This window comes from Amycolatopsis kentuckyensis (genome assembly GCF_002155975.1).
GTDB classification, from domain to species: domain Bacteria; phylum Actinomycetota; class Actinomycetes; order Mycobacteriales; family Pseudonocardiaceae; genus Amycolatopsis; species Amycolatopsis kentuckyensis.
On record NZ_MUMI01000486.1, the window covers coordinates 1 to 22,016 of the forward strand.

Annotated in this window: 24 protein-coding genes and 1 pseudogene; 13 read left to right on the forward strand and 12 right to left on the reverse strand. The window is 73.6% G+C overall.

The window, feature by feature from the left end:
- Positions 1–464 (reverse strand): AfsR/SARP family transcriptional regulator (locus CCN39_RS52650; RefSeq protein ID WP_279629609.1); only part of this gene is annotated, 464 nt, incomplete at its 3' end.
- 222 nt (positions 465–686) lie between these two features.
- On the opposite strand from CCN39_RS52650, the gene CCN39_RS37935 reads away from it, so the two are divergent.
- From CCN39_RS37935 to CCN39_RS37945, 3 genes are all read left to right on the forward strand, one after another.
- The gene (locus CCN39_RS37935; RefSeq protein WP_086850583.1) at positions 687–1,208 is read left to right on the forward strand and encodes a hypothetical protein; all 522 of its coding nucleotides are present in this window, start codon (positions 687–689) and stop codon (positions 1,206–1,208) included.
- Positions 1,209–1,257: 49 nt separating this feature from the next.
- Positions 1,258–1,635 carry a hypothetical protein gene (locus tag CCN39_RS37940; protein ID WP_143264303.1) on the forward strand — a complete coding sequence of 126 codons (378 nt, stop codon included), beginning with the start codon at positions 1,258–1,260 and terminating at the stop codon, positions 1,633–1,635.
- Positions 1,636–1,910: 275 nt separating this feature from the next.
- On the forward strand, positions 1,911–3,122 hold the full coding sequence (locus CCN39_RS37945) for an AI-2E family transporter (protein WP_086850588.1): 1,212 nt from the start codon (positions 1,911–1,913) through the stop codon (positions 3,120–3,122).
- A gap of 3 nt (positions 3,123–3,125) precedes the next feature.
- Here the strand turns inward: CCN39_RS37945 and CCN39_RS37950 are convergent, their stop codons facing one another.
- Together CCN39_RS37950 and CCN39_RS37955 are read right to left on the reverse strand one after the other, a co-directional pair.
- Positions 3,126–5,678, reverse strand: coding sequence for a winged helix-turn-helix domain-containing protein (locus CCN39_RS37950; RefSeq protein WP_086850590.1), 2,553 nt, complete (start codon positions 5,676–5,678; stop codon positions 3,126–3,128).
- Between the two features lie 102 nt (positions 5,679–5,780).
- Entirely contained in the window at positions 5,781–6,242 is a 462-nt protein-coding gene (locus CCN39_RS37955; protein WP_086850592.1) for a DUF7144 family membrane protein, read from the reverse strand.
- Between the two features lie 203 nt (positions 6,243–6,445).
- On the opposite strand from CCN39_RS37955, the gene CCN39_RS37960 reads away from it, so the two are divergent.
- The 3 genes from CCN39_RS37960 (at position 6,446) to CCN39_RS37965 (ending at position 8,653) form a co-directional block, all read left to right on the forward strand.
- Positions 6,446–6,952 (forward strand): DUF1269 domain-containing protein, encoded by a 507-nt coding sequence (locus CCN39_RS37960; protein WP_086850594.1) that lies wholly within the window; start codon positions 6,446–6,448, stop codon positions 6,950–6,952.
- Positions 6,953–7,071: 119 nt separating this feature from the next.
- Positions 7,072–7,227: a hypothetical protein gene (locus tag CCN39_RS50365; protein ID WP_158104582.1), complete on the forward strand. Its 156-nt coding sequence runs from the start codon at positions 7,072–7,074 to the stop codon at positions 7,225–7,227.
- 61 nt (positions 7,228–7,288) lie between these two features.
- Positions 7,289–8,653 carry a DUF2252 domain-containing protein gene (locus CCN39_RS37965; RefSeq protein ID WP_086850596.1) on the forward strand — a complete coding sequence of 455 codons (1,365 nt, stop codon included), beginning with the start codon at positions 7,289–7,291 and terminating at the stop codon, positions 8,651–8,653.
- Positions 8,654–8,688: 35 nt separating this feature from the next.
- Here the strand turns inward: CCN39_RS37965 and CCN39_RS37970 are convergent, their stop codons facing one another.
- Complete coding sequence (locus CCN39_RS37970; RefSeq protein WP_208630575.1) at positions 8,689–8,961, reverse strand: DUF8691 family protein; 273 nt, start codon at positions 8,959–8,961, stop codon at positions 8,689–8,691.
- The gene (locus CCN39_RS37975) at positions 8,958–9,206 is read right to left on the reverse strand and encodes a hypothetical protein (RefSeq protein WP_244211181.1); all 249 of its coding nucleotides are present in this window, start codon (positions 9,204–9,206) and stop codon (positions 8,958–8,960) included. Before CCN39_RS37975 ends, CCN39_RS37970 begins: the two co-directional genes overlap by 4 nt.
- A gap of 207 nt (positions 9,207–9,413) precedes the next feature.
- On the opposite strand from CCN39_RS37975, the gene CCN39_RS37980 reads away from it, so the two are divergent.
- The 3 genes and pseudogenes from CCN39_RS37980 to CCN39_RS52165 form a co-directional block, all read left to right on the forward strand.
- Complete coding sequence (locus CCN39_RS37980) at positions 9,414–12,080, forward strand: LuxR C-terminal-related transcriptional regulator (RefSeq protein WP_086850600.1); 2,667 nt, start codon at positions 9,414–9,416, stop codon at positions 12,078–12,080.
- A gap of 108 nt (positions 12,081–12,188) precedes the next feature.
- Positions 12,189–12,593 (forward strand): SHOCT domain-containing protein, encoded by a 405-nt coding sequence (locus tag CCN39_RS37985; protein ID WP_086850602.1) that lies wholly within the window; start codon positions 12,189–12,191, stop codon positions 12,591–12,593.
- A 179-nt stretch (positions 12,594–12,772) separates the two neighbouring features.
- A pseudogene (locus CCN39_RS52165) lies at positions 12,773–13,012 on the forward strand (potassium channel family protein); the annotation flags it as partial.
- Positions 13,013–13,102: 90 nt separating this feature from the next.
- Here the strand turns inward: CCN39_RS52165 and CCN39_RS37995 are convergent.
- Complete coding sequence (locus tag CCN39_RS37995) at positions 13,103–14,503, reverse strand: MFS transporter (RefSeq protein WP_086850603.1); 1,401 nt, start codon at positions 14,501–14,503, stop codon at positions 13,103–13,105.
- A gap of 139 nt (positions 14,504–14,642) precedes the next feature.
- On the opposite strand from CCN39_RS37995, the gene CCN39_RS38000 reads away from it, so the two are divergent.
- Positions 14,643–16,457 carry a glycoside hydrolase family 15 protein gene (locus tag CCN39_RS38000; protein ID WP_086850605.1) on the forward strand — a complete coding sequence of 605 codons (1,815 nt, stop codon included), beginning with the start codon at positions 14,643–14,645 and terminating at the stop codon, positions 16,455–16,457.
- A 105-nt stretch (positions 16,458–16,562) separates the two neighbouring features.
- Here CCN39_RS38000 and CCN39_RS38005 read toward each other — a convergent pair whose 3' ends face one another.
- The 3 genes from CCN39_RS38005 to CCN39_RS38015 form a co-directional block, all read right to left on the reverse strand.
- Positions 16,563–16,784, reverse strand: coding sequence for a hypothetical protein (locus CCN39_RS38005; RefSeq protein WP_086850606.1), 222 nt, complete (start codon positions 16,782–16,784; stop codon positions 16,563–16,565).
- A 225-nt stretch (positions 16,785–17,009) separates the two neighbouring features.
- A complete protein-coding gene (locus tag CCN39_RS38010; protein WP_086850608.1) occupies positions 17,010–17,390 on the reverse strand; it encodes a hypothetical protein in 381 nt (126 codons plus the stop codon).
- An 84-nt stretch (positions 17,391–17,474) separates the two neighbouring features.
- Entirely contained in the window at positions 17,475–17,792 is a 318-nt protein-coding gene (locus CCN39_RS38015; protein WP_086850609.1) for a hypothetical protein, read from the reverse strand.
- A gap of 236 nt (positions 17,793–18,028) precedes the next feature.
- Here CCN39_RS38015 and CCN39_RS38020 point away from each other — a divergent pair, with 236 nt between their 5' ends.
- On the forward strand, positions 18,029–18,631 hold the full coding sequence (locus tag CCN39_RS38020; RefSeq protein WP_086850611.1) for a hypothetical protein: 603 nt from the start codon (positions 18,029–18,031) through the stop codon (positions 18,629–18,631).
- Positions 18,632–18,677: 46 nt separating this feature from the next.
- On the opposite strand, the gene CCN39_RS38025 is transcribed toward CCN39_RS38020, so the two are convergent.
- Positions 18,678–19,259 (reverse strand): TetR/AcrR family transcriptional regulator, encoded by a 582-nt coding sequence (locus CCN39_RS38025; protein ID WP_244211182.1) that lies wholly within the window; start codon positions 19,257–19,259, stop codon positions 18,678–18,680.
- A gap of 215 nt (positions 19,260–19,474) precedes the next feature.
- Between CCN39_RS38025 and CCN39_RS38030 the strand changes: the two genes are divergently transcribed.
- Complete coding sequence (locus CCN39_RS38030; RefSeq protein ID WP_086850613.1) at positions 19,475–20,026, forward strand: hypothetical protein; 552 nt, start codon at positions 19,475–19,477, stop codon at positions 20,024–20,026.
- A gap of 36 nt (positions 20,027–20,062) precedes the next feature.
- On the opposite strand, the gene CCN39_RS38035 is transcribed toward CCN39_RS38030, so the two are convergent.
- The gene (locus CCN39_RS38035; RefSeq protein WP_086850615.1) at positions 20,063–20,512 is read right to left on the reverse strand and encodes an SRPBCC family protein; all 450 of its coding nucleotides are present in this window, start codon (positions 20,510–20,512) and stop codon (positions 20,063–20,065) included.
- A gap of 14 nt (positions 20,513–20,526) precedes the next feature.
- Positions 20,527–21,144 carry a hypothetical protein gene (locus CCN39_RS38040; RefSeq protein ID WP_086850617.1) on the reverse strand — a complete coding sequence of 206 codons (618 nt, stop codon included), beginning with the start codon at positions 21,142–21,144 and terminating at the stop codon, positions 20,527–20,529.
- 84 nt (positions 21,145–21,228) lie between these two features.
- On the opposite strand from CCN39_RS38040, the gene CCN39_RS38045 reads away from it, so the two are divergent.
- On the forward strand, positions 21,229–22,016 hold a 788-nt coding region (locus CCN39_RS38045; RefSeq protein ID WP_143264304.1), incomplete at its 3' end, for a thiamine pyrophosphate-binding protein.

Consider the following 22,016-nt stretch of genomic DNA (forward strand, 5'->3'; position numbering starts at 1 on the left):
CGCTCGCGCAGCAGGCCTTCGCGGACCGTGGCGATCCACGGCGTTTCCAGGCCTTCGAAGGCTTCACCTCGCCACAGCCCCGCCGCCTCCTCCAACAGCGCCAGCGCCCGTGCGTCTTCGCGCCCGCGCGCCTGCTCCACCAGCCGGCGGAACCGATGCAGGTCCACCGCCTCCGGATCCACCTCCAGCACGTACCCGCCGCCCCGGCGCACCACCGCGACGTCGCCCACCAGCAGCCGTCGCAGCCGTGACACGTAGTTGCTCGCCACCCGCCGGGCGTTGTACGGCAACCGGTCCGCCCACACCCGGTCCAGCAGCTGCTCCGTCGTGACGACCCGGTTCGCCTCCACCAGCAGGACCGCCAGCACGCACCGCTGCCGCGCGTGACCGACCTCCACCACCCGGCCATCGACCCGCAACTCGACCTGTCCGAGCACCCGCAGCTCCATCGCCACGATGCCCACCTCCCCCTCTTCCTTACTACTCCACCCGCACCCCGCCGGACGACCGCTGACCAGGCGATTGCCACAACGCGGTGAAGTCAGGGTGAACCGGTGGCCCACCTTGGGCGGTGCGGCGGAACGGGTAACCCGCGGCACTCCGACAACGGAGTGCCGATCCACGAGAAGGGGGATAAAGAAATGCCGACAAAGCTTTCCCGTGTTGTGGGCGCGGTGGTAGCGCTCATGGCCACGGTGCTGATGTCCACACCGGCCACCGCGGCGGAGAGTTCCTCGGACTTCGTCGGCCAGGCGCGCGCCGCCGGGCTGTCCGAAGAGCAAGCCGGCGGCCTTCAGGAAACGGTCGCCCGGTATTTGTCGAAGCTGGGCGACCAGGCCCGGCAGGTCGCACCGAACCGGATCGAGTTACCCGGAGCGGTGCTGAACATCCCGGTCCCCGGAGAGGCCCGGCCACGTGCCCTGAGCGCCGCGGCTCCCATCCCCGAGTGCCAGGGCGGCGCGAACTACAAGTGGTTCTGCGCCTATCAGGGCGAGTACTTCGGCGGCGCGCACATCGGCATGAAGCAGTGCGGCCAGTGGCACGTCATCCCGTGGTCCACGACGGGGTCGTGGGAGAACAACCAGACGCGTGGCACCCAGCCACTCCTCCAGTTCCTCACCGGCTCGACCTGGAACATGCCCGGGGCCTACGCCGTACAACGCTCGGGTGTCGGCTGGTCCACTGTGTACCGAATCATGCCGTGCTGACCCTCGTCACCACATCACCGAACCGAGCGAGCACGCAAAGGAGAGAATCTTGCGCAAGATCACAATCCTGACGAAGCGAGCGGCACTGGTCTCGATCGCGGCCGGAGCCGCGATCACCGGAGGAACCACAACCGCCGGCGCATCCGAACCCGCTGTGCAGGTGCCGGCGGCGTTCTCATCCATCGGCACGGCCCAAGCGGTCCGGAGCGAAGGCCCCGTCACGGTCGAAAGCGCGGGGGACTGCACCACTTTCCTCGAGCTTCGAGGCTACGTTCTCACCGCCACCAAGCGGGGCATCTGTGGTGCGGCGTCCCTCCCCTTCCCGAGCCCGGGTGTCCGGATCGCCATCTGCACCCCCGCACTCGTCGCCACGGGGGTGGGCCTGTTCGACGCAGCCCTCGCCTGCGCCGCGGCCACGGGCCCCTGAGCGGAGATCAGGAGCCCGGGACCGACAATCCGATCCGTTTGCCCGGCATCACCGGCGCCGAGTTCCCCGGCGCCGGTGATGGTGTCTCCTGGCACCGCACTCCCGCTCCGGGACGAAATACCGGCGCACTCCCCCACGGCACACCGCGGCGGCGGCGAGGGCCGGATCCACTTGCGCCGCAGCGGGTGCTTCGCTTTCGCCCGCGCCGGGTGACGACCAGGGCACCGGGACCGGACACGATCGGCTCTGCCGCTGCCCGTCTCCGGGAGGTACGCATGGTGCGAGCAACGCTCACCGATCCGCCGGCCCGCCGGTTCCGCAAGCCCCGGCGGCGCCGGGCCGCGACCGGCGATCGGCGGGCGCATCGCCCGTTCCGGGGACTCGCCGACCGGTTCGGCGGCGGCGCGCACCCGCCGCCGGTCCCGTGGCCACCCGAGAACGACCACGGGACCGGCGGCACCCCCCGCGCGCTCGTCGTGCTGCTGGGCGCCGCCGCCGTGGTGGTCGTGCTGGCCGGGATCCGGGCCGTCGCCTGGTTCGCCGGGCCGGTCTTCCTCGCCCTCGTCGTCGTGATCACCCTCGATCCGGTGCGGACCTGGCTGCGACGCCGGGGCCTGCCGCGCTGGCTGACCGTCGGCGTGCTGGTGGTCACCGTGTACGCGATCCTGCTCGGCTTCTTCCTCGTCTTCGTGGTTTCCGTCGCGCAGCTGTCGGCCCTGCTCCCCCACTACACCGGGCGGGTCGACGAACTGCTGCGCGACGGGCTGACCGTCCTCGGCCGGTTCGGGGTCGGCGAACCGGAGCTGCGCGCCATGGTGTCGTCCCTCGACACCGGGAAACTCGTCGGCCTGGCCGGCTCCCTGCTCGCCGGCGTCGGCGGCCTGGTCACGAACCTGGCCTTCCTCTTCGCCCTCTTGCTGTTCCTCAGCGCCGAAACGGCGTGGGCGGGGCAACGCCTCGGCCGGATCGCGCGGGACCGGCCGTGGATTTCCGCGGCCCTGCGCGGTTTCGCGTCGGGCACCCGGCGGTACCTGGTCGTGACGACCGTCTTCGGCGGGCTCGTGGCCGCCTTCGACACCACCGCACTCGCCCTGCTCGGTGTCCCGGGCGCCCTGCTGTGGGGCTTGCTCGCCTTCGTCACCAACTACATCCCGAACGTGGGCTTCGTGATCGGGGTCGCCCCGCCCGCGCTCATCGCGCTGCTCGACGGCGGCTGGCGCAGCCTGTTCGTGGTGCTCGTCGTGTACGCCGTGCTGAACTTCGTGGTGCAGTCGCTGATCCAGCCGCGGTTCGTGGCCGGCTCGGTCGGTCTGTCCACTTTGGTCACGGTGCTGGCGCTGGTGTTCTGGACCTGGCTCCTGGGCCCGCTCGGCGCCGTTCTCGCCGTGCCGGCGACGCTGCTCGCCAAGGCCCTGCTGGTGGACGTCGACCCGCGGGCCCGCTGGGCCGAGGCGCTGCTGTCCGCACCGCGCCGGGACGACGGGTGAGGCTCAGGTCAGGCCGTGCTGGCGCGCCACCACGACCGCGGACCGCCGGTTGTTCACCCCGAGCTTGCCGTAGATGGCCCGCACGTGCGTCTTCACGGTGTTGACCGAAACGGTGAGGTCGGACGCGATCTCGTCCAGGGATCGCTGGGACGGCAGGCGTTGCAGCACCACCTGTTCGCGGTCGGTCAGGCCGCTGGGCGGGGCGTGCGGGACGAGCCGGCCGCGCACCGCCTGCGCGAACCGGTCCAGTGAGCCGAATCCGCCGGAATGGTCGATCAGGAGGCGCCCGATCTGCGGCTCGGCGAGGGCGAACGGGCGCACCAGGCCGTTCGGCCGGGCGAAGGCGAGGGCGCGGTCGAGGGCGTGCCACGCTTTGGTCCGCCGGTGCGAACGCAGCGCCAGCGCGGTCTCCGCCAGGCACCGGTCGACCGGGGTGGCCGGCAACAGGTCGGTCGCCGCACCGGTTTCGCGCAGGACCGCTTCGGCCGCGGCCGGTTCGTCCGCGGCCAGGTGCGCGTGGACCCGCAGGATGGCCAGCTCGCCGCTACCGGGCAGACGCTCGTGCATCCACGCGAGCACTTCGGCCGCGTGCAGTCCCTCGGCGAGGGCGAGGGCCGCGTGGTATTCGGCGACCGCGCACACCGCGACGATCTCGGGCGGCAGGTCCAGACCGGCGAGCCGGTGCCGCGCCCCGCGCATGACCTGGGAGCCTGCCGTGCGGTCGCCGTCGTCGAAGCGCACCATGCCTTCGAGGAACTCGCGCAGCGGGCCCACCAGCGGCGCGCCGCCGGGTACCTCCGCCGACGCCGCTTGGGCCAGCTCGCGGGCCGCGGCGACCGGCTCGGCGCGCATCAGGTCGTCGTAGGCCAGCATCAGGTGGCATTCGGCGACGCCGGGGGAACGGCGCCAGCCGTGCCGCCGCGCGACGGCGAGCGCTCCCGTGCAGGCCCGCCGCATCGCCGGGTGATCGCCGCCGAGGGCGGTGGCGACGGCCAGCGCCAGCCGGCTGTGGAGCACCAGGTGGTCCAGCCGGTCCCCGTGCGCCAGGCGCAGGGCTTCCTGTCCCCGGGTGACGGCGTGCCGCCGGGCCCCGCGGTGCAGCGACCGCCACGCGCGGTCGAGGGTGAACCAGGCGTCGAGCCCGGGCGGGCGCGCCGCCGGAAGGTCGTGGTCCGGGGGGCGTTTCCCGGTCACCAGGGCCAGCTGGCGGGCGACGAGGGGCCACACCGGGTGGTCCGCCGCGCCGAGGTCGGCCACGGCTTCGGCGGGCAGCCCGCGCTGGATGTTCTCGAGCGCCGAGGCCAGCCGCAGCGGCGGGCTGGCGGCGACCGTCGCGGCACCCAGGTAGGTGAGCGCGATCCGCACCGGCTCACCGTCACCGGTCAGGACCTGGCGCACGCCGTGGTCCCGCGTCAGGGCGAGGACGCGCGGCCGGTCGCGGCCCGCCACGGCGTGCCGGAGCGCCTCCCCGAACCGGCCTTCGCCGGCGTACCAGCGAGCGGCGATGCCGTGCAGCCGCGGCACCCGCCGCGAGTCCTGCCGGGCCAGCCGGGCCCGCAGGAATCCGCGGAGCAGCGGCGGGAGCCGGTAGGTGTCGGCGGGCGTGCGGGTGACGAGACCCATCGTGCGTTCGAGTTCGTCCAGTCTCGCCCCGGCGTCCGCGCGGCCGGACAGGCGGACCGCGAGTGTCGTGCTGACGACGTCGCAGACGCTGAGGCACAGCAGGAGATCGGACGTCGCCGTGGGCAACCGCGCGAGGACTTCGTCGGCGAAGAACCGCGCCACGGCACGCTCGTCGCCGGTGACGGAGACGGCCGGCCCGTCCGCGTCGCCGGCTTCGCGCGCCGAAACCGCGGCCCAGCCCAGCGCCGCGGCCCAGCCCCCGGTGCGTTCGGTCAGCTCCCGGAGGCGCTCGTCGCTCACCGCTCTCCCGGTGGCCCGCAGCAGGTTCGCGGTTTCCCGCGTGGTGAACCGGAGTTCGGCCGCGTCCACCCGGGACAGGACGCCTTCGACGTGCAGCCGGGCCAGCCGCAGCCGCGGTTCGACCCGGGTGACGAGCACGAGCCGCACCGCGGCGGGCAGGTGCCGAGCCAGGGCCCCGAGGGCCACCAGGGGTTCCGCGCCGGAGATCTCCTGCAGGTCGTCCAGCACCAGCCGCACCGGGCGGGCGACCCCGGCCAGCGCGTCCTCCAGATCGGCCAGGAAGGCCCGCTGCCGCCCGGGTGACGGCGGGCCGAGCCGGTCCAGACCACGGTCGCCGGGCACCGCGGGACAGCGGCGCAGTGCACTGAGGATCGCCGCCCACAGCCGGGCCTCGTCGTTGTCGTCCTCGTCCAGGGACACCCAGGCGACGTCGTGGCCGTCGCCGGCCCAGCCGGCCAGCGCGGTGGTCTTGCCGGCCCCGGCCGGGGCCCGGACCACGGTGACCGGCCGGGTGGTGGCGCGGTCCAGCAGCGCCACCACCCGCGGACGGGGAACGAAGATGCCCGGCAGCCGCGGAACCGCGACCTTGCCACCGGGGATCGGCCGGAACGGGAGCGTCGCTGGATCGGGCACGGGAACCTCTCGGCTGTCGGGAGAATTCGCCCCGGATCCGCGGTCGACGCCGGGCGGAGGCTCGACTGTACTGATCACCGGCGTCCGACCGGGATACCAGGGTCACCAGATTTCGTAGGTGGCTTCGTCGCCGTGCACGATGACGGCCCAGATCACGAGCACGTCGAGGGCGATCACCAGGACGCCCCAGAACGGGTACGCGGACAGGAAAACCAGCTGCGCCAGTGCGTTGAACCCGGCGAGCGCGACCGTGACGACCCGCGCCCACTGCGCGCCGGTGAAGAGGGCGATCCCGGTCAGCACGACGAGAACGCCGACGATCAGGTGGAGCCAGCCCCAGCCGGTGAGGCTGAAGACGAGCAGCCCGGCCGGGCCGATCACGTAGTAGTCCCGGGCGAACAGCGCGACCACGCCTTCGACCGCGGTGAAGAGTCCGGCCAGGACGGTGATCGTCCCGGCGAACCAGATCCAGCCGACCCGCCGCGACCGGGCGACGGCCTGGTCCGGTGGGAGCTGGGCCCGGGCACCGGTCACCGGGCTCCGGGGCTGCATGGGTTCGGTCATGATCCTTCTTCCTCGTTCCTCGACGGGCGGTGGACCCGGGCGATCATGGTCGGTCGCCGGTCGGCCGGGCCTCGCCCGCCCCAGGTGAGATCAGCGGCCTCGCTCGCGGCCGCGCCGCGGCTCACACGGCGTGGGCGATGCCGGTCGTCCACTCCCCGGAAACAGTGCGGCACGACCACCGATCCAGAACCGAGGAGGACGTCGTGTCCACGTTGACCGTGTGGCGGTTCCCGACCGTCGAAGGTGCCGAAAACGCATTGGATCTGCTCCGGCAGCTGCAGAAGCAGCAGCTGATCACGATCGCCGATGCGGCTTACGTGACCTGGCCGGAAGGCCGCAAGAAGCCGAAGACCAAGGACCTCGGCTCCCTGACCGGCGCCGGCGCGCTGGGCGGTGGTTTCTGGGGCCTGCTGTTCGGCCTCATCTTCCTCGTGCCGCTGCTGGGCATGGCCGTCGGCGCGGCGATCGGCGCGCTCACCGGATCGCTGAGCCACGTCGGGATCGACGAAGAGTTCATCGACACCGTCCGCTCGCAGGTCACGCCCGGGACGTCCGCGCTGTTCGTGATGTCCGAGGACACCGTGCTGGACCGGGTCGTCGAGCCGTTCAAGGAAACCGGTGCCACCTTGCTCAGCACCAACCTGTCCGACGTCGAGGAGGCCCGGTTGCGCGAGGCCTTCGACGAAGCCCCGCAGCGGGACCGGTGGTAGCCACCGGAAATCACGCGAGCAGGGCCGCGGCGGCGCCCCCGAGCGCCGCCGCGGCCCGGTGGGAGGTTCGCCGGCCCCGCGCACTCCCCCGAGAGCGCCGCGGGGGCCGGCCGGACGGGATGGCGAAGCGAGGCGACACCGGGCCGGGCGGCGGGGAGATCCCCGCGGCGCACCCGCCGCAGTGCCGGCCGCTCGTCGTCCGCTTCGTCATCACCGCACCTCCACGGATCACCCTGCGGCTCGTGCCGCCGCGGGTCGTCACCCGTGGTGGATGACTCCCCGCTTCACCCCCGGCGGGCGACGCCCCGGCCGGTTCCGCGCCCGACGATCCGTGCCATGACTCTCACTGACAGGGACACCGCGGCACCCGAGGTGCGGCTCGCCCGGGCCCGGGCCGCGCGCGCCGCCGTACCGGCGGAGGGCCACGCCGAGTTCCCCGGCTCGCTCCGGCGCCCCGATCCCCTCACGCTGCTGGCCCGCCAGGACCGCGACCGCGTCCCGGAACTGCGGCCGCTGCGGTACGGCCGGATGGCCGCCTCGCCGCTGGCCTACTTCCGCGGTGCGGCCCTCCCCGCGGCCGCCGACCTCGCCCTGACCCCGCGGACGGGGTTCGCCGTCCAGGCGTGCGGAGACGCCCAGCTCGCCAACTTCGGCCTGTTCACCGCCCAGGGCCGCCGCCTCGTGTTCGACTTCGCCGACTTCGACGAAACGCTGCCCGCACCGTGGGAATGGGACGTCAAGCGGCTGGCCGCGAGCTTCGAGGTCACCGGCCGGGAGTACGGCCACGCGGCGGGCCCGCGGCGGCGCAGCGTGCTCGCCGCGGTCGAGGCCTACCGCGTGGCCATGCACGACTTCGCGCGCCGCACGTCGCTCGACATCTTCTCCGCTCCCGCCGACGCCCGGACGCTGCGCGTGGTCGCCGTCCACCGGCTGGGCGCCGGGAAGCGCCGCGTCCCCGGGCTCCGGCGGCTGACCGAAATCCGCGACGGGCAGCTGCGGCTGGCCGCGCGCCCGCCTTCGGTCGTCCCGGCGGGGCACCTGGCCGGGGACGGCGACCCGGCGACGCTGACCGACCGCCTCGGCGCCGTGCTCGCGCAGTACCGCCGCACGCTCGGGCCCGCGCGCCGGGCGTTGCTGGACCGGTACCGGCTCGCCGACGCGGCCCGCGCGGTGACCGGGCCGTCCGACGCGGGCACGCGGTGCTGGGTGGCGCTGCTCGTCCGCACCGGCACCGGGGACCCGCTCTTCCTGCAGCTGAAGGAAGCCCGGCCGTCGGTGCTGCAGGACTACACCGGCGCCGCCGTGGCGGGCGGTCCCGGCCGGCGGGTGGTCGCCGGCCAGCGGCTGATCCAGGCCACCGGCGACGTCTTCCTCGGCTGGGCCCGCACCGCCGGTTTCGACGGCCGCGCGAGCGACTTCCACGTCCGCCGGCTGCGCGACGACCAGACCGACGGCGACGTCACCGCGATGACCCCGGACGTCCTGCGCGCCCACGCCCGGCTGTGCGGGTGGACCTTGGCCCGGGCGCACGCGCGCACCGGGGACGCGCTGGCGATCGCCGCCTACCTGGGCTCCGGCCCCGCGTTCGCCGAGGCCGTCCGGCAGTTCGCGGCGGCCTGCGCCGACCAGAACGAACGCGACCACGCCGCGTTGCGGCAGGCGATCCGGACCGGGCACGTGACCGCGGCCGCCGCGTCGTGACGAATCATCCCGTGCGGGTGACGGCGCCGGGCCGCTCACCCGCCGGCGCGGTGCACCGCCGGCGGCAGTTCCCGGACCCGGTGCACGGATTGCACGTGCATCCCCAGTGCCTCGAGCCGGCGCAGGATCGCCGGAAGGCTTCCGGTATCGACAACGGTACCGAAAACTATCGTGTCCGGCGGCACCGGCACGACGAGCACCCCACGGAAATCCTCGACGCCTTCGGCGGCCCGTTCCGGAATGGCACCGCCGCCCCGGAAGACGTAATTCGCCCCCGCCGCGAGGCCGATGACGCCCGCGCGGCTCACCGGGCTCCCCCGCTGCGGCGGGCCCGGCCCGCCGAGAACCACGCGCGGGCCACGATCGCCACGTCGAGCACCATCACCGCCACCGACCAGCCCCGCGCCGGCAGGAAGACCAGCCGCGCGACCAGGTCGGCACCGGCGCGGACGCCCGTCCGCAGCTCGGCCACCGGGGTCAGGGCGGACAGCGCGACGGCCAGCCCGAGCAGCACCGAACCGGCGCTGATCCCGCCGGTCCGCACCACGTCCATGACCACGACCTCGCCGGGCCCGAGCCAGCAGAACCGGGAAGCGGCAAATAGCGGACGCGGTTTCTCCGCAGAATCTCCACGATTTTTCACCCGGCACACGATTGTGCCGGCGACCGCTGTTCTCTTCGCCCGCAGCGGGTGAGCCGAGCAATTGCGTGGCAGGATCCGCCGGGATTATCCGGAACCGATAACCAAGGAGGAACGGACATGCGGCAGTGCCACGACGTCCCGTCCCGAAGACGCGTACCGAAAAGCAAGATCACCGTTCCCGGGCCGCCGGCGGACTTCGTGCCGCGGCCGCGGCTGCGCACCACCCTCGACGGAGCCGGCGAAGCGGCCCTGGTCTTCGTCGGCGCCCCGGCCGGGTTCGGCAAGACCGTGCTGCTCGCCGAATGGGCCCGGCGCCGGGACGGCGGCGCGGTCGCCTGGCTGTCCGCCGACACCGACGACAACGACGAGCGGCTCTTCTGGTCCGCGGTCCTCGAAGCCCTCGGCCGCTGCGGGCGGATCCCGGACGGCAACCCGCTGCGGCAGCTGGCGGTCCCCGAGGTGCCGAGCACCGATCTCACCTTCCTGGCCCAGGTCGCCGACGCGCTCGACGCCCTGCCCGGACCCGTCGTGCTCGTCCTCGACAGCGCTCAAGAGATCACCGCGCCCGGTCCGTGGCACGGGTTGCGGGCGCTGGTCCGCCACCAGCCGGCGGGCCTGTGCCTGGCCCTTTCGAGCCGGCGGGAACCGCCGCTGCCCCTGGGCCGGGCCCGGCTCGCGGACCGGCTCGTCGAGATCGGCGCCGCCCGGCTGCGGTTCACCGCCGAAGAGGCGGACACCCTGTTCGCCGGCGCCGGGTCGGCGATCCCGCGGGACCAGGTCGGCGAGCTGGTCGCCCGGACCGGGGGCTGGCCGGCCGGACTGCGGCTGGCCGCGGCGTCCGCGGCCCGGCACGGCAGCCTGCGGGACTTCTCCGCCGGCCGCGACAGCACCGTGCTCGGCTACCTGACCGACGAGGTCCTCGCCCCCCTCACCCCGGCGCAGCGGGAGCTGCTGCGGACGATCAGCATCTGCGACGAGGTCCCGGCCGGGCTGGCGCCGGTGCTTTCCGGGCGCGCGGACGCCGAGGCGATGCTGCGCGAACTCGGCGAGCCGGCCGCCCAGGTGGTCGATTCCGGCGGCACGCCGCCGCACCACCGGGTGCTGCCGATGTTGCACACCTACCTGCGCGCCGAGCTCCAGCGGCTGGCACCGGACCGGACCCGGGCCCTGCACGCGAAGGCGGCCCGCTGGTTCGCCGAGCACGACCGGCCCGCGCAGGCGCTGCTCCACAGCGTCCGTTCGGGCCATCCCGCCCGGGTCGGCGAGCTGCTGCGCGAGCACGCCGTGACGCTGTTCCTCGCCGGGGAGCACCCGGTCCTGCGGTCGGCCCTCACCCTGCTGGAGGAGCGCCGGATCGCGGCCGATCCGCCGGCGGCCCTCGTCTCGGCCGCGCTGTGCCTGGAAGCCGCCGAAACGTCGGCTGCCGGCCTGGTGCTGGCCCGGGCGGAGGCGTCGTGGCCGGACCGGCCGACGCCGGAGCTGACCGTGCTGCGGCAGCTGACGTACTCCTGGCTGGCCCAGCTCGACCACACCCCGGCCCAGGCGGCGCGGATGGCCGGGCAGGTCGACGAGCAGGCGGCCGCCGACGCCGGGCTGGGCGGCCTGGCCGCCCTGCACCGCGCCGGTGTCCTCATCGCCCGCGACGAGCGCGAGCCGGCCCGGGAAGCCCTGCTGCGGGTCCTCGGCACGGCCGAGCAGGTCCACCAGGACTTCACGGTCGCCCAGTGCCTCACCATGCTGGCCGAGCTGGCCTGCCACGACGGCGACTACCGGGCGATGGAGACGCTGGCCCGCCGGGCCGGCGCCCGCCTGCCGCGCCAGGATCCCCCGCGGTCGCTCCAGGGCGCTCAAGCCGGTGCGCTGCTGGCGTACGGGGCCTTGCTGTCCGGCGAGCCGGCCGACTGCCTGAAGCACGCGAAGCGGATCGGCCAGCTCCTCGGTGACGCCCCGGCGCGGGCGGCCCGGGAACTGCGGCTCTTCGCGGAAACCCTGCGCGGCGCCGCCGAGTTCGAGCTCGGCGGCTGGCACGCCGGGCTGCGGCGGATGCGCCGGGCCCGCACCCGCCTCGGCACCGGACGCAGCTGCCCGGCCGGCCACGCCGCCCTCTGCGCCGTGCTCGAACAACGCGCGGCCCTGCGGCTCGGTGCGGCGGGCCAGGCCAGGGAGACCGTCCGCTGGGCCCTGCCGGTCCTGGCCGGCTCGGGCGAACTGCTGCTGATGCGCGCCCGGACCCAGCTGCGGCTCGGCCGGCACCACGCGGCGAGCTCGGTGCTGCGGTCCCTGGTGGACGGGGAGGCGCCGATGGAACTGGCGTGGGCCGCAATCGAGGCTTCCCTGATCGGCGTGCAGGCCGCGCTGGCGGCCGGGACACGGGACCGGGCGGTCCGGCTGCTGGACGAGGCGTTGCGCGCCGCCGAACCCACCGGCGTCCGGTTCCCGTTCGTCTTCGCCCCGCCCGAGCTGATCGGGTTCCTGACCAGCCGGCTGGGCGGGCTGGGCGCCGGGGAGAGGTTCGCGGGCGAGATCCTCGCCGTCCGGCGCCGGCTGCGCACCCCGCCGATGCCGGCCCCGCTGACCGAACGCGAACGCGGCGTCCTGCGGCTGCTGCCCACGCAGCGGTCGATCGACGAGATCGCCCAGGACCTGACCGTCTCGCCGAACACCGTCAAGACCCACGTCCGCGGCATCTACGCGAAGCTCGACGTCCGCAGCCGGCGGGAGGCCGTGGCGATCGCGCGGGAACGCGGGCTGCTCGACACCGAAGTCGCCGATTTCACGGTCTGACCCGCGCTCGCCCCACCCGTACCGGGTGAGGCGGGTTCGCCCGGGATCCGGTCGAGTGGGCCGGGCACGCTCGAGCGTGCCCGGCCCGATCCCCGACGAGGAGATGTCATGACCTTGGCGAGCGCGGAATACCCGTTTTTGAATCTCATGTGGACGATGCTGGTGTTCTTCTGCTGGATCGCCTGGTTCTGGCTGCTGTTCGTGGCCTTCGGCGACCTGTTCCGCCGCGCCGACGTGTCCGGCTGGGCCAAGGCGGGCTGGACGGTGCTGCTGATCGTGCTGCCCGTCTTCGGCGTCCTGCTCTACCTGCTCACCCAGGGCAGGCACGTCCTCGAGCGGCAACGAGCCCGCGAAGCGGCCGCGCGGCACCGGTTCGACGACTACGTGCGCTCGGTGTCCACATCGGACAGCACGGGCGCGACCCAGATCGCCGAAGCCCGGCGGCTGCTCGAGGAGGGCGTCATCGACGACGCGGAATACCAGGAGCTCAAGCGGAAGGCCCTCGCGCGTTGAGCGCCGCACGCCGGTGGCGGTTCGTCCACCTCGCGGTGCTGCGGCCGCTGCTCACGGTCACGGCGCTGGTCTGCCTCTACTACCTGCTCCCGGTCGACCAGGGCCTGGGACCGTGGCCGGTGGTCCTCTTCACCGCCGGGCTCGCCGTCGTGGTGCTGCTGGTCGTCGGCGAAGTCCGGATGATCCTGCGCTCGCCCTTCCCGGCCTGGCAGGGGGTCCAGGCGCTGGCCCTCATCCTCCCGCTCTTCCTGCTGCTGTTCGCCGACGGCTACTACGTGCTCGCCCGGGAGAGCGCGGACTCGTTCGGCACGGGGCTGACGCGAACCGATGCGCTGTACTTCGCGGTCACGGTGTTCACCACCGTCGGCTTCGGCGACATCACCCCCGTCTCCACCGCCGCCCGGGTGCTGGTGACCCTCCAGATGGTGGCGGACCTCGTGGTGCTGGGCGTGGTCCTGCGGGTGATCGTCACCGCGGTCCGGCACCGGCGATCGTCCACTGAGGACGCTTCAGTCGGACGCCGGCAACAGCAGGGCCGCGACCAGCCCGGCCATCGCCACGACGCCCAGGGTCGCGAGAGCCAGCGCGAAGGAGCGCCCGCCGAGGTGCGGCGTCCCGGCCAGGACGGACCCGGCCAGCGCGGTCCCCACCGACGAGCCGAGGTTCGACACGCTGCGCGACACTCCCGAAATGTCGCCCTGCGCGGAGTCCGGGAAGCGGGACTGCACCAGGTTCACCGAGGCCGTCAGCATGATGCCGACGCCGGCACCGAGCAGGAAGAGGCCGGGCACCGCGCTCGCCACCCCGGAATCGACGCGGACCAGCAGCAGCACGAGGAACAGACCGGCGACGGCGACGAGGAAGCCGGCCCGGACGAGGCCGCGCGGGGCGTGCCGGCGCGCCATCCGCCCCGCCGCCGCCGACGCACCGAGGATGCCGATCGTCGCGGGGGTCAGCATGAGCCCGGTTTCGACGGCGTCGTACCCGCGGACCTGCTGCAGGAAGACCGCCACCACGAAGAACGCCCCCTGCAGGACCAGCCACTGCACGTGCTGGGTCAGCAGCCCGAGTCCGGTGACGCGGTCACGGAAGAGGCCGGACGGCACGAGCGGCTCCCGGCCCTTCCGCTCCCGCGCCCGGACATGGGCGAAGAACCCGAACAGGAAGCCCGCCCCGATCCCGGCGAACAGCCAGACCGGCGACAGCCCGCCGGCGGGCAGCAGCACCACCCCGCCGACGGAGAAGTCCGCCCGTGACTCCAGCCAGCCGTAGGTCCCCGTCTGCAGGACGCCGAAGACGACGAAGAACAGGCCGGCCGCCGAAAGGATCGCGCCGCCGACGTCGAACCGCGTTCCGCGGGGCGGCGCCGCCGGCTCGGTGATCCGCAGGGCCAGTACGACGATCAGGCCGACCAGGAGCACCTGCAGGAGGAAGGACGCGCGCCAGCCGAGCCACGTCGTCACCAGGCCTCCGACGAGCGGCCCCGCCGCCGCGCCCAGCGCACCGGCTCCGCTGACGACGCCGAAGGCCCGCGCGCGGGCCGTGAGGTCACGGCTGGTCACGGTGACCAGGATGTAGATCGGCGGGATCATCAGGGCCGACCCGATCCCGCCGAGCAGCGAGTACCCGACGAGCAGCAGGCCCGGCCCGCGGGCGGCCGAGGCCAGCAGCGCGCCGGCGCCGTAGACCGCCAGCCCGGCCAGGAAGCACCGCTTGCGGCCCAGCAGATCGCTCAGCTTGCTGCCGGGCACCATGAGCGACGCCATGGTGAGGGTGAACACGGTGATCGCCGTCTGCACGCCGATCACCGTGGTGCCGAGATCGGCGGCGATCGCGCTCACGGCCACGGTCATGGTGGTCGCCGCGTAGCTCGCGACGAACTGGGCGAGGGCGAGGGGCAGCACGATCATCGGCGGGCCTTCCTGCTCGGGTGGCGCACACAGTGGCGTGCGGGTGGCCCGGGCCACCTCACCCCGCGGGGATGAGGCAGTGCGGTCCCGCTCCCGCGACGGTGCACCCCAGGAGATCCCCGGTGCCGATGGAGGAAAGATGACCGAAACCACGATCGCCGAGCACGGGCTGATCGGTGACCTGCAGACCGCCGCGCTGGTGACGACCGACGGCTCGATCGACTGGTTCTGCGCGCCGCGGTTCGATTCGCCGTCGGTCTTCGGCGCCCTGCTCGACGACGAGCGCGGCGGCCGGTTCCGCATCCGCCCGGCCGGAGCGTGCGCGAGCTCGCAGATGTACCACCCGGACACCGCGGTGCTGATCACCCGCTTCTCCGGCCCGGACGGCATCGGCGAAGTGATCGACTTCATGCCGCCGTGCGACGGCACCGCCACGACCCGGCACCGCATCGCCCGGCTCGTGCGCTGCGTCCGCGGCCGGATGACGTTCGACGTGGTGGTCGCGCCCCGGTTCGACTACGGGCGCCGCCCGCACCAGGCGATGCTCGTCGCGAACGGGGCCGTGTTCGTCGCCCGCGAGACTTCCCTGGTGCTGCAGGCGGTCCGCGAGCCGGGCGACGAGCACCTCGCGGAGGCCCGCGTCGAAGGCGGGGACGTCCACCTGCGCCTGACCCTGACCGCCGGCCAGGTCCGCGGGGTCGTGCTCGAGACCGACGCCGCGGAGCCGCCGCGCGAGATCCGCGTCGCCGAGTTCGAGGAGCTCTTCAGGTCCACTGTGGACTGGTGGCGCGGGTGGCTGGCCCGGTCCACCTACCGTGGCCGCTGGCGGGAGATGGTGACCCGCTCCGCGATCACCCTCAAGCTGCTCACCTACGCGCCGACCGGTGGCCTGGTCGCCGCCCCCACCCTCGGGCTGCCCGAAGAACTCGGCGGCGAACGCAACTGGGACTACCGCTACACCTGGGTGCGCGACGCGTCGTTCTCGGTTTCGGCGTTGCTGTCGCTCGGCTTCGCGGAGGAGGCCGCGCGGTTCGGGAGCTGGCTCGGCGACCGCATCCGCGAAGGCGGCGGCGGGACCAGCGGGCCGCTCGCCGTGCTCTACCGCGTGGACGGCACCTCGGACCTGCACGAGGAAAGCCTGGCGCACTGGTCGGGGTACCGCGGGTCGGGCCCCGTCCGGATCGGCAACGACGCGGCCGGCCAGCTCCAGCTCGACATCTACGGCGAAGCCCTCGACAGCATCTTCGCCGCCGACCGCGCCGGGTTCGAGCTCCCCCAGCAGGGCTGGACGGCGCTGCGCGCGGCCCTCGACTGGCTCGGCGAGCATTGGGACCAGCCGGAGGAAGGCATCTGGGAGACCCGGGGCGGCCGCAAGCGCTTCACCTACGGCCGCCTGATGAGCTGGGTCGCGTTCGACCGCGGCATCCGCCTGGCCGCCGTCCACGGGCGCCCCGCCCCGGTCGAGGACTGGACCTGGCAGCGCGACAGCATCCACGGCCAGATCCTCGCGCGCGGCTGGCACCGGACGCGCAACGCCTTCGTCCAGCACGACACCGGTGACGAGCTGGACGCGGCACTCCTGCGCATGCCCCGCACCGGTTTCATCCCGGCCAAAGACCCGCTGTGGCTGTCGACGCTCGACGCGATCCAGGCCGGCCTGGTGACCGACAGCCTGGTCTACCGCTACGACCCGGCCACGTCCCCGGACGGGCTCGCCGGCTCCGAAGGCACGTTTTCCTTGTGCAGCTTCGCCTATGTCGAGGCGCTGGCCAGAGCGGGCCGGCTGGAGGAAGCGCGCACGTCCTTCGAGAAGATGCTGACCTACGCCAACCACGTCGGCCTGTACGCGGAAGAAATCTCACCGACCGGCGAGCAGCTCGGCAACTTCCCGCAGGCGTTCACGCACCTGGCCCTCATCGACGCCGCGGTCACCCTCGACACCGCTCTCGGCTGATCCGGCCGCGCCGCCAGATCGGTCCCGCCGATGAACGCCGACCACGGCGCCGAGGCCGGCCCGGTGGCGACCTCGGCCGGTGCCGGGACGGCCACGGTCTCCTGCTCACTCTCCGCCGGGCGCGGCCGCGTGCTCCGGCGGGGTCTTCGCGCGGCGCAGCACCCCGGCCGCGGACAGCACGACCCCCGTGGCGGTCTCCGCGATCTTGGTGGCGGCGAGGAAGCCGGTCAGAGCCACCGCGGTGCCCAGCCCGGGTTCCCCGGCACGCGCCCCACGCTCTTCCGCGGCGGCCCGCTGCCCGAACGCTTCCTGCCGGCGCACGCCCATGATGCGGCCTCCCGAACCTTCCCGAGGAATCGTGCACCGCCGGGGTCCGGGACGAGACACTTCTCACCGAGAGGCTACCGAGCCCGCACACACCGCTACTCCGCCGAACGGCCGAAGTGAAACCTTTGTGCCACAACGATTTCATCACCGGTCCGCGGACCTTCCGGATGCGTGTGCAGATTCACGCGAGGACGGGTCCGGAAGCGGGCCACTGTCACACCGGCCCTAGCCGGGACCGCGTTCGGGCAACTCCACGACCACGACGGGGTCCCGGTCTTCGTCGTCCACCACGGTTGTCGCGGGCGCCGGTTCGCCCGGCGGCCGGGCGTCGATGATGTCCGTCGCCCGCACCAGCCGCAGCGGTGTGTGCGGGGCCGCGCAGAACGGCCGGACCGCCACCCAGGTGACGCCGGTGTGCTCGTCGCGCAGGGTGGGCCTCGCGATCGTGCCGATCCGCTCCTGGCCCGCCGGCGGTCCGGCCAGGCCGGGATCGGTCCGCGCGCGCCGGCCGCGGTAGCGGACCTGCCAGCCCGGCGGGTAGCCGCCGCCGTGCCTCGCCGGCCAGGTCCGGTCCGCGCCGGCTCCGGTGCCCTCGGCCGTGCCCATGCCGCCACCTCGCTCAGTCGGGTTCGGGTGCGCCGGGGTCCGGGGCGTGACGTCCAGCCTAAGCCGGGCCGGGGCGCACAGTCGTCAGCCAGGCGGGTGATCTCCGCCCGCGGTGTCCTTTGTGGACGTAAGTCGGCGAGGCGCCGGCACGGCCCCGCCGTCCGGGGGGCGGCGGGGCTCGATGCCGATCACGTCCCGGTCCGGCACCCAGACCGTCGGGCCGCCGTCGAGCGAGGCGAGCGGGATGGATTCGAGGCCGGTGCACGCGTCCCGCACGGGCGGTCCGAGGACCACTCCGGCCGCGCAAGCGCCGAACGGCGGGCCGGGCGTCCGGCGGCGCCGGTAGGTGAGGACCCAGCCCACCGGGTACTCGTCGTAGAGGTCTTCCAGCGGTGATTCCACGGCACACCCCGGTTCGGTCGGCAGTCGACGGGCACTCGCCGGGGTCCGGGGCGGGTCACCCACCGTACGCGGCGGCCGCACGGACCGGCAGCGCTGACCGAGTGGTCCGGCCGGCGAGTGCGCTCGGGCCGCGACGTCGGCTAAAGTCAGGATTCCGCCCCAGACCTCGGCGTTCACGATCCCGACGGCGGTGCCGGGCCGGCGGCCCGCACCCGCCCCGAACGCGGAGGCGGACGATGCCCGCACGCACGGCCTGGACCGCGGCCACGCTCGTCGTCGGCTTCTTCGCGACGATCGGCGTGCTGAGCACGCCCGTCGGCGGCCTGGTCGGCCTGCTCCTGCTCGGGCCGGCGATCGGCACGCTCGCCGCCGTGATCGCCCCGCACGTCCGGCGCGCCGGCCCGGCCCGCCCGCGCGCGGTGGACCTGCGGGCCGGCGCCGTCGCCGCGGGGATCTTCTTCGCGCTGTGTTTCACCGTCTCCGGGATGGTGGCGACCCTGGGCGGCCGGCTGACGGCGGCCCTGGTGGTCGTTCTCGCCTCGGCCGTGCTGGTGGCCGGCCTGCGGCGCAAATCCCTCCGGTCCGGACCCCACGAGGTCGCCCCGCCGGCCCGCCCGATCGCGGAGCTGAGCACGGACGAGCTGTGCGCGGCCTGGCAGCGCAGCTACTGCCGGCTGCTCGTCACCCACGACGTACCGGCCCGCCGGCACCTGGTCCAGCGCCGCCAGGACTACCTCGACGAGATCGAACACCGCGACCGCAGCGGCTTCCTCCGCTGGCTCGCCGACGGTGCCCGCCCCGGCAGCAACCCGGGGCCGTACCTCACGACCCCGAGATGACGCCGATCCGGGCCGGGCCGCCCTCCGCCGGGCGCCGCGGCGGTCCTCAGCCCTCGGACGCGTCCAGCGCCATCAGCGCGTTGCGGATCCCCTGCTCCAGGATGTCGTCGGAAAGCTGCCGGTCGGTAACGGCGCGAGCGAGCTGCAGGGTCCCGACCATCAGGGCGTAGATGCCGAGCGTCTTGACCCGCGCCGACGGCGGGTCCTGCGGTGCCAGCCGGGCGGCGATGTCGTCGACGACCGCCAGCACGCTGCCGGTGTAGCTCTCCTTGGTCGGGTCCGTGCAGCGGCCGATCTCGTCCAGCAGCGCGGCGGACGGGCAGCCCTCTTCGGGGTTGTCGCGGTGCTCGGGCGAGAGATAGGTGCGCACGATCCGCTCGACGCCGTCGCGGCCGGGCGGGAACGCGGCGAGCCACTCGCGCTGGCCGCGCAGCTGCTCGGAGACCACGGTGGCGACCAGGTCTTCCTTGGATTCGAAGTGGGCGTAGAAGGCCCCGTTGGTGAGGCCCGCGTCCTTCATGAGCGTGGCGACCCCGGAGCCGTCGATCCCGTCGCGCTTGAGCCGGCGCCCGGCCGTCTCGATGATCCGCTGCCGCGTCGCCTGCTTGTGCTCTTTCGCGTACCGCACCACGCGCGCCTCCACTCACCGGACCGATGCCCCTCATGTTAGTACGATCATAATCCAAGTTGAGCCGGGGCCCGGCGCGGCCTACGTCCACAAAGGACGCGCCGAAGGCAAGGTCGGCCACACCACCGCCTGCTACCACCGAAACCGGGAGGAAGGTGTCACAATCACAGGTTGACTTCGTCGACCAGACCTCTTGACCAGCTGGAGGACGGCAGATGCTCGAAACGGCTCTCGTCTCGATCGCCGGAAGCCTCATCCGCTCGTACTTGGAAATTCGCCCATCGGGGCGGCAGGCGGTGGCCGATGCACCGACGATCACGCGGACGCAGCAGGTGGAGACGGGACGGCGGGAGGAACCGCTCGGCACGGAGACCCGCACGGTGGACAACTCGCGCTCCGGCAGCACGTCGGTCCGGCGGCTCAAGGCCCGGCGCACGTGGACCGTGCGGCAGGAGGTCCGGTTCGAGCAGACGACGCGGAAGGCCGCGTCCGGCGGGATCGAGGTGAAGGCCGTGCTGCACCTGCGTGGTGAGCTCGAACGAGCGGTGCGGCAGAGCCAGGCTGCCGTGGCCCAGGACGAGCGGACCTTCGAGGAGGAGATCGAGGTGACGATTCCCGCCCGGACGACGGTGGACGTGCTCCTGCACTGGAAGCGGGTCTGGCAGGAGGGAATCCTGGTCGTCACGACGTCCGCCGGTGAAGTGTTCGAGGTTCCGTACGGCGAAGTCGTGGGCCTGACCTTCGACCAGGAAAACCGTGACCGCTGACGGCAGAGCTCCAGCCGCACCGTCCGGTCACGCCCCTCACGAAGGGGAAGTTCCCTCCAGCACGGCCTTCAGGGCAGCCAGGTCCTTGCGGTTGGCCCGCCGCATCGCCGCGGACATCAAAGGCGCGCTGATCGCCGAGAAGCCCTTCGGTTCGCCCCGGTTGCGCAACGTCATGTGCGTGGCGCTGTTTCCCCGTGCCGCGAAGGTGTAGGTCGTCTCCATCGGGAACGGGCCCTCGGCGGTGCGCATGGCCAGCCGTTCGCCGGGGACCAGCTCGACGATCTCGTAGGTGTAGGCCAGCCGCCGCCCGAGGAACCGGGCGACGAACGCCAGCCGGGAGCCCACACCCAGTGGTGGCGGCGTCTCCCACTCCACGGATTCGATGTTGGCGTACCACCGCGGCGCGTGGGAGGGATCGATCGCGTACCCCGCGACCACGTCACGCGGAAGGTCGATCACGACCTCGGTCTGCACGTCGACAGGCATGCCGGCCTCTCTCCTTACCGTCCTTGGTGGAGACGCCGGCCGGTGGTGAAGAACTGCACCACCGCGGCCACGTCCGTCAGCTCGCGCATCGGGCGGGCGGCGCCGAAGGGGGCGTTCCAGAAGTCCCCGTCCTGCGGGGCGAACGGGCCGACGTAGGCGTACGGCTCGCCCAGGTGGCCATCGCCCGGGGAGACGCCGTAGTTGACCTCGGCCAGGGTGATCGCGACGTCGAAGTGCTCGGGCCACAGCACCGGGGTGCCGTCCGGCGCGAACTCGCGCAGCGCGCGGTCTCCGTCCGCGAAGGCTCGCAGCAGCGCTGTCAGCACGGCCGGCTCGAGGGTGATCGTCTCGTCCGGCCGGACACCCGGCCCGCCGGAGTAGACGCCCGCGGGTTCGCCCACCTCGATCCCGGCCTCGGCGGCCACCTCGGCAAAGGTGCGCCCGGCCAGCGGCAGCCGGGCGGACGCCGTGAGGAGCTCGTCACCTTCGACGCGCAACGGCGGGCCCGCCACCGTCGCGAAACCGCCGTCGACCACGGACAGGTCGATGCGCCCGGTCGCGCGGTGCTGCGGGCCGGCGAGCAGCAGCTCGGCCACCCCGTGCAGCGACCGCCTGGTGGGTTGCCAGTCCATCCGAACTCCTCGTGTAACGCCCGGGCGAGTTCCGGGCACTGAGCCTGCCGTCACCGCAGTGTCCCCGAAACCTGGAGGCGTTACATGGCGGACTGGCATCGGGTGGATCCCGCCGACGTGCCCGCGGACGGCCGCGTCCGCAGCGTCACCGTGGACGGCCGCAGCGTCGCGTTGTCACGATGCGGCGCCCGGCTCGGCGCGTTGGAAAACCGCTGCCCGCACCAGGGCGGCCCGCTCGGCGAAGGCTCGATCGAGAAGGGCTGGCTGCGCTGCCCCTGGCACGGCTACGACTACGGCCCCCTGACCGGGCGGCCGCCCGAAGGGTTCGGGGACGCCGTCACCACCTACCCGGTCGAGGAACGCGAGGACGGCGTCTTCGTCGAGCTGCCCGAGCCGGCGGCCCCGGCCAGGACGGTCGCCGACGTCCTGGTCGAGACGCTCGTCGCCTGGGGTGTCCGGCACGTGTTCGGCATGGTGGGGCATTCGAACCTCGGCTTCGCCGAGGCGCTGCGGCGGGCCGAGTCCCGCGGCGAGCTGACCTACGTCGGGATTCGGCACGAAGGCGCGGCGGCGTTCGCCGCGAGCGCGTACGGCAAACTCACCGGACGGCCCGCGGCGTGCTTCGCGATCGCCGGTCCGGGCTCGACGAACCTGCTCACCGGGCTCTACGACGCCAAGCTCGACGGCGCCCCGGTGCTCGCGATCTCCGGCCAGGTGCCGTCGAAGGTCCTCGGCCGCGGCGCGTTCCAGGACGTCGACCTCTCGGCGGTCTTCCGCGACGTCGCCGTGTCGACCACGACCGTCCACGGCGGCAGTGACCACGCCGAGCTGGCCGCGCTGGCGGTCAAGCACGCCGTCGACCGGCGGGGCGT

Excerpts from the sequence above, each read along its gene's own strand:
- CCN39_RS37980 (WP_086850600.1), top strand. The coding sequence starts at position 9,414 with ATGCGGCAGTGCCACGACGTCCCGTCCCGAAGACGCGTACCGAAAAGC.
- CCN39_RS38005 (WP_086850606.1), bottom strand. The coding sequence starts at position 16,784 with ATGGGCGTGCGCCGGCAGGAAGCGTTCGGGCAGCGGGCCGCCGCGGAA.
- CCN39_RS38020 (WP_086850611.1), top strand. The coding sequence starts at position 18,029 with ATGCCCGCACGCACGGCCTGGACCGCGGCCACGCTCGTCGTCGGCTTC.
- CCN39_RS37995 (WP_086850603.1), bottom strand. The coding sequence starts at position 14,503 with ATGATCGTGCTGCCCCTCGCCCTCGCCCAGTTCGTCGCGAGCTACGCG.
- CCN39_RS50365 (WP_158104582.1), top strand. The coding sequence starts at position 7,072 with ATGGCGAAGCGAGGCGACACCGGGCCGGGCGGCGGGGAGATCCCCGCG.
- CCN39_RS38030 (WP_086850613.1), top strand. The coding sequence starts at position 19,475 with ATGCTCGAAACGGCTCTCGTCTCGATCGCCGGAAGCCTCATCCGCTCG.
- CCN39_RS37985 (WP_086850602.1), top strand. The coding sequence starts at position 12,189 with ATGACCTTGGCGAGCGCGGAATACCCGTTTTTGAATCTCATGTGGACG.
- CCN39_RS38035 (WP_086850615.1), bottom strand. The coding sequence starts at position 20,512 with ATGCCTGTCGACGTGCAGACCGAGGTCGTGATCGACCTTCCGCGTGAC.
- CCN39_RS37935 (WP_086850583.1), top strand. The coding sequence starts at position 687 with ATGGCCACGGTGCTGATGTCCACACCGGCCACCGCGGCGGAGAGTTCC.
- CCN39_RS37965 (WP_086850596.1), top strand. The coding sequence starts at position 7,289 with ATGACTCTCACTGACAGGGACACCGCGGCACCCGAGGTGCGGCTCGCC.
- CCN39_RS38010 (WP_086850608.1), bottom strand. The coding sequence starts at position 17,390 with ATGGGCACGGCCGAGGGCACCGGAGCCGGCGCGGACCGGACCTGGCCG.
- CCN39_RS37955 (WP_086850592.1), bottom strand. The coding sequence starts at position 6,242 with ATGACCGAACCCATGCAGCCCCGGAGCCCGGTGACCGGTGCCCGGGCC.
- CCN39_RS37945 (WP_086850588.1), top strand. The coding sequence starts at position 1,911 with ATGGTGCGAGCAACGCTCACCGATCCGCCGGCCCGCCGGTTCCGCAAG.
- CCN39_RS37975 (WP_244211181.1), bottom strand. The coding sequence starts at position 9,206 with ATGGACGTGGTGCGGACCGGCGGGATCAGCGCCGGTTCGGTGCTGCTC.
- CCN39_RS38040 (WP_086850617.1), bottom strand. The coding sequence starts at position 21,144 with ATGGACTGGCAACCCACCAGGCGGTCGCTGCACGGGGTGGCCGAGCTG.
- CCN39_RS38000 (WP_086850605.1), top strand. The coding sequence starts at position 14,643 with ATGACCGAAACCACGATCGCCGAGCACGGGCTGATCGGTGACCTGCAG.